The following is a 5,424-nucleotide window of genomic DNA, read 5'->3' as shown; positions in this document are numbered from 1 at the left end:
CGACGCTCGAGCTCACCGGTGATTACCGCTACAAGGGCACGTTGTACGGCCAGCCGTTCAGCCTCGGCTGAATCAGCGCCGACCTCACATGACTTCGCAGGACCTTACGAGGGGAACAAGTACGTTGACGAACAACAAGACTGCTGCGGCTCGGATCGCCGCGCTCGGCGCGGTAGGTGCCATCGCGATCGGATTCTGGTCGGCAGGAGCGGCGAGCGCAGATACGTTCGTGCCACTCGCGGACAACGAGATTTCCAAGACGCTCGTCGACGGCACGACCGTGACGGTCAAGGGCTTCGGTCAGAGCGGTTTGATCTCGCCGTCCATGGGCGCAACCCCGACGCAGCGCAATGTCTGGGTCACCGGCAACTACACCGTCGAGACCTCCAATCCCGGTGGCGGTTCCATCGAACCGGGCTTCCTTGTCGGCTGCCAGGTCGATTTCGCGGCCGGCATCAGCGGTGGCGTCGAAGGGTCGTTCGGACAGGGCAACACCATCAGCCTTCCGCCCGGGACTCTGGACCTGGAAATCACCCGTACGCAGCCCAACGAATACAACATCGGCGCAGGCGTCAACCTCGATCTCGCGCCGGGGCAGCTGAACGACATCAAGCTCGTCGCCGACGAGACCGACGCAAAGATCGACGACGTCACGGTTGCCACCGAGAGTTCGAACGACTTCGACTTCTCGGGCAATGGCGGCGGATTCACCTACGCCGACGAAACGATCGGTGTGTCGGGCTGCGCCGGATTCGCCGAAGCACGCTCGTACGTGAACGTCACGATCGAGAACGATGCAGTCTCCTCGACCGTCACACTGTGGGGACAGCCCTTCAGTATCGGCTGATCTACCCGCGGGTAGGAAAAATTTGCTGTGATTCTTCACAGAGTTAGTACTGGGTGAGCTGGCGCGATACTATCGGCTTTATGGGCCGTCACAGAGCAGGAGATGCTGCGCCGTCGCGCGACTGGATCGAGAACGCGCTGGGTAAGCGGCACCGCCTGTCGGTGTTTCACGACCCGTTGGTCGAGCACGATCGGTCGGTGCTCTTGATGCTGTTTCCCACCCAGGCCGACGTGGAGGACTACGCGCACCGCGACGAGGCCTACCGCAACCTCGGTACCTCGGCCGCGCTGCACGTGATCCGCGATGTGTTCGCAGATTACGACTCTTACGTGCTCCGTCTGTCCGAACAACGAGTAGTCGAGCATCGTCCGATGCGATCCGACGACGTCTTGCACAGCGATGTGTTCATAGAGTCGCACGTCGATGACGATGACGCGGACATCTTCGGGCTGCGAGTGGTGTTCACCGATTCGATCGGCGCGCTGGTGTTCACCAACTTCGCGACATTCGTCGGCCGACTGGAAACTCCGGTGATTCAGGTGGAAGACGAAACTCCCACCGAGCAGCACGACACAGGGCTTGCTGCCGGCATCTAGCGGAATGTCACGGTCAGCGCGCTGACCAGAGACGCGGCGGCAACAGCCGTCGCATCCTCGGCTGACATGGCCACCAGAACTACGCGATCGGCGTTCCGTTGCTGTGCACTTTCGGCAGAGACGAGTACCACCACAGCCTTCGTCGCCAGAACACGCGCAACCCGATCGTCGTCACCTTCTCCGACGGTCAGCACGTCGACGGTATCGCCCGACCGGAGGAGTTCCGTCACGCCTGCGTCGCTGAGTCGAACGGGAACGACACGAGCGTCGGGTTCGGAGATCACCGATTCCGCGAGCCGTGAGGACAGTAGCCGTACATCGGTGAGCGGTTCTCCGGCGCGCACCGGCCCAGCGACGGTGTGTGTCAGTACGTTCTCGAACTCGCTCAGCGTCCCGTCCGGAACCGTCGACGGGTCGTAGTTCCGGTACTCCACATCGGCGGTATCGAGTCGAACACCCGGCGTGAGGTCGCGGGCCGCGACGACAATTCGGACGTGGTCTTCGGCGACAGCGTCGCGGGCAAGGACGACGATCCCGAGCGCGGCGAGGGCACCCGCTCCGATGCGGCGGAGCAGCACTGTTCTGGCCCAACTCGGCGGAGAAGTGAATCGGTCCAGCAGGGTGGCGTCGAGTCGGGTGTGTCCCCGGCGATCGGATGTCTGCGGCATGGGAGACAAAGCTAGCGATCCGCCGCCTCACCCACCGATGAAAACAGGCCCAGGCTGTGGATAGCGCCTGGGCCTGTGGACTACCGGAGAATCACTACGAGGATGCTGCGGCCTTCGCCGACGAAGTCGACGAGCTGGAAGAGGAGGACTCGCTGGTCGAGGACGTGGCCGTCGTCGTCGACTCCTTCTTGGCCGGCGTCGACTCACTCTTGGAATCGCCCGAGCTCTCACTGACCGTGCTCGATCCGCTGCGGCTGTCGGTCCGGTAGAATCCGGTGCCCTTGAACACGATTCCGACGGAATTGAACAGCTTGCGAAGCTTGCCCGTGCACTGCGGGCACACGGTCAAGGAGTCGTCGCTGAACGACTGCACGATGTCGAACTTGTTGTCGCATTCGGTGCATGCGTACGAATATGTGGGCATCGATGTTCCTCCGCGCTGTTCCACTGTCTCTGACGAGAGAGAGCATTAGCACTCTACAGTCATGACTGCCAACGCAGCCATTCGGCAGGCTATTCCCTGTTCAGTGCGACCAGGCCCCGGTTCGGCGTCAGTGCATGCGAAGACCGTCGGTCGTGCGGTTCCTCTGGAAGTTTCTCGACGAGTTCCTCGTCGCGCACGATTGCAATGATCGGTACGCCCGAATCGACGAGGTCCAGCGTCATGTCGTAGAACCCGGCGCCCCGGCCCAGTCGAATTCCCCGCAAATCCACTGCGAGAGCGGGAACGAACACGAGGGAACACGACTTCACCGACGCCGGGTCCAGTACCGGCCCGGTGGGCTCCGACAATCCGTAGGGAGCGGCCCGCAGCGTCGTGCGGCCTGTGTACTCTGCCCAGTGCAAAGGTCCTGGTTCTCGAGCCACCGGCACCAGGACCACGGGGGATTCACGGCGGAGAGCGTCGAGCAGATCGAGTGAACCGGGCTCGCTCCCGACCGGCACGTATGCCGCCACCCCTGTCGCTCCGCGCGCCGATTCCGCTGCAGCATGACAGAGTTTCTTCGATTCCTCGGTCCGCTGCTCGGCGCCGATGGAACGCCGCCGAGTCAGCACGTGGCGACGCCACTCCTCCTTGGAGATCGGCGTCACGGAATCACTGGGCGTCACGCAAAAGAGCTTAAGCATCATAGGGAATCGTCACTACACGCGGAGTAGATCCGCAGCGAGCATGGATAGGGTGGGCAGCATGACACAAGCCGCGACAGAGCCGACAGACTCCCAGACTGGGCCGACAGAATCCCAGACCGGGCCGACTCGGCACTTTCGGACTGCCATCGTTCCTGCGGCAGGTATGGGAACTCGTTTTCTGCCGGCCACCAAGACTGTCCCGAAAGAACTGCTTCCGGTAGTCGACACGCCAGGGATCGAACTGGTAGCCGGAGAAGCGGCAGACTCCGGTGCACAGCGTCTCGTTATCGTGACTTCGCCCGGCAAGGACGGCGTGGTCGCGCACTTCGTCGAGGACCTCGTCCTCGAGAGCAAGCTCGAGGCGAGCGGGAAGCTCAAGATGCTCGAGAAGGTCCGGGTCGCTCCCGCGCTGCTCGACGTCCAGTCCGTCGTCCAGCAGGAACCGCTCGGGTTGGGACACGCAGTGGCGTGCGCCGAAGAGGTTCTCGACGACGACGAGAGTTGTGTCGCAGTGCTGCTACCTGACGACCTCGTTCTGCCGCGCGGTGTACTCGATGTGATGTCGAGGGTCCGCGCCAAGCGCGGGGGAACAGTGCTGTGCGCGTTCGAGGTGCCTGAGGAGAATGTCTCCGCATACGGCGTCTTCGAGGTGGAAACAGTCCCCGACGCCGTCAACCCGAACGTCCTCAAGGTCACCGGCATGGTCGAGAAGCCGAAGCGTGAGGACGCGCCGTCATTGTTCGCCGCCGCTGGGCGATACCTCCTCGACCGGTCGATCTTCGATGCGCTGCGACGCACCAAGCCCGGCGCCGGCGGCGAGATTCAGCTCACCGACGCCATTGCCCTCCTCATCTCCGAGGGCCACCCTGTTCACGTCGTCGTACATCGCGGTCCCCGACACGACCTCGGAAATCCCGGGGGATACCTGCGCGCTGCGGTTGACTTTGCACTCGAACGTGATGATTACGGTCCGTCATTGCGTGAGTGGCTGACCGAGCGTCTGAGCGACGACTGGGCGCCGCAGCTCACCACGTACGAGTAGTGAAGATTTTCGAGGAAGGGCCAGATGCGCTCGGTTGAGGATCAGCAGAGCAGGGTGACTGCCGCTGCAGTCGCTCCACGGCCTGTTCGGGTCGCGATCTCGGAAGCGCAGGGTCTGTTGTGCGCCGAGGAGGTCGTCACCGAACGCCCCCTGCCCGGTTTCGACCAGGCGGCGATCGACGGCTATGCGGTACGCAGTGTCGATGTGGCCGATGCAGGCTCGGATCTGCGGAACGAGGACGACGAGCGCATCGAACTGACCTTGCCCGTCGTCGGCGAGGTCAGCGCTGGCTCGCGTCAACCCATTCGGTTGCAGCCGAGGCAGGCCGTGCGGGTGGACACCGGCGCGCCGCTGCCGACCCTCGCCGACGCTGTCCTACCGCTGGAGCGCACCGACGGCGGACGCGCCCGTGTCAAGGTCCACAGTCCGGTCCGGTCGGGCGACTACGTCCGCAAAATCGGTGACGACGTACAACCCGGCGATGTCGCCGTGCGCGCAGGAACGATCATCGGAGCCGCGCAGGTGGGCCTACTGGCGGCGGTCGGACGCGACAAGGTGCTGGTGCATCCGCGACCACGGTTGTCGGTCATCTCCGTCGGCGGGGAACTGGTCGACACCGACCGCACACCCGGCCCAGGGCAGGTCTACGACGTCAACTCCTATTCGCTGGCCGCCGCGGCTCGCGACGCAGGTGCGGACGTCAACCGCGTTGGAATAGTCAGCACCGATCCCAAGCGTCTGCGCGAGGTCGTCGAAGGTCAGCTGATCCGTTCGGAGATCGTCGTCATCGCGGGCGCGGTCGGCGGCGGGGCGTCCGACAGTGTGCGCGAAGCACTCTCGGACCTCGGCGAACTCGAAGTCGAGCGCGTCGCCATGCACCCCGGTTCGGTTCAGGGGTTCGGTCAGCTCGGCCGCGACGAAGTGCCTACGTTTCTCCTGCCGGCCAATCCGGTCAGCGCACTCGTCGTGTTCGAGGTCATGGTTCGTCCGTTGATCCGTATTGCGCTCGGGCGGCGTCAGCCCATGCGCCGAACCGTGACCGCACGAACCGTCGCGCCCATCACCTCGATCGAAGACCGCAAGGGGTTCCTTCGCGGTCAGCTGATGCGCGACGAGGAGACGGGGGAGTACCTCGTCCAA

7 protein-coding genes are annotated in these 5,424 nt (G+C 63.8%); 4 read left to right on the top strand and 3 right to left on the bottom strand.

Annotated elements, in window-relative coordinates; genetic code table 11:
• Positions 1–124: 124 nt before the first annotated feature.
• Complete coding sequence (locus tag A2J03_RS19645) at positions 125–847, top strand: MspA family porin (protein ID WP_082897953.1); 723 nt, start codon at positions 125–127, stop codon at positions 845–847.
• Between the two features lie 80 nt (positions 848–927).
• Entirely contained in the window at positions 928–1,443 is a 516-nt protein-coding gene (locus A2J03_RS19640) for a hypothetical protein (RefSeq protein ID WP_068377325.1), read from the top strand.
• On the opposite strand, the gene A2J03_RS19635 is transcribed toward A2J03_RS19640, so the two are convergent.
• From A2J03_RS19635 to A2J03_RS19625, 3 genes are all read right to left on the bottom strand, one after another.
• A complete protein-coding gene (locus A2J03_RS19635; protein WP_068377322.1) occupies positions 1,440–2,111 on the bottom strand; it encodes an SAF domain-containing protein in 672 nt (223 codons plus the stop codon). The genes A2J03_RS19640 and A2J03_RS19635 overlap by 4 nt on opposite strands.
• A gap of 94 nt (positions 2,112–2,205) precedes the next feature.
• A complete protein-coding gene (locus A2J03_RS19630) occupies positions 2,206–2,535 on the bottom strand; it encodes an FmdB family zinc ribbon protein (protein ID WP_068377319.1) in 330 nt (109 codons plus the stop codon).
• 89 nt (positions 2,536–2,624) lie between these two features.
• Entirely contained in the window at positions 2,625–3,194 is a 570-nt protein-coding gene (locus tag A2J03_RS19625; protein WP_082897954.1) for a 5-formyltetrahydrofolate cyclo-ligase, read from the bottom strand.
• Positions 3,195–3,300: 106 nt separating this feature from the next.
• On the opposite strand from A2J03_RS19625, the gene A2J03_RS19620 reads away from it, so the two are divergent.
• Positions 3,301–4,284, top strand: coding sequence for a UTP--glucose-1-phosphate uridylyltransferase (locus A2J03_RS19620; protein WP_068377330.1), 984 nt, complete (start codon positions 3,301–3,303; stop codon positions 4,282–4,284).
• Positions 4,285–4,308: 24 nt separating this feature from the next.
• Positions 4,309–5,424 (top strand): molybdotransferase-like divisome protein Glp (gene glp / locus A2J03_RS19615; RefSeq protein ID WP_068377316.1); only part of this gene is annotated, 1,116 nt, incomplete at its 3' end.

This window comes from Rhodococcus sp. EPR-157 (assembly GCF_001647195.1).
Lineage (GTDB): Bacteria > Actinomycetota > Actinomycetes > Mycobacteriales > Mycobacteriaceae > Rhodococcoides.
The sequence above is the reverse complement of the archived record's forward strand: the minus strand, read 5'-3'. Positions and strand labels throughout refer to the sequence as shown.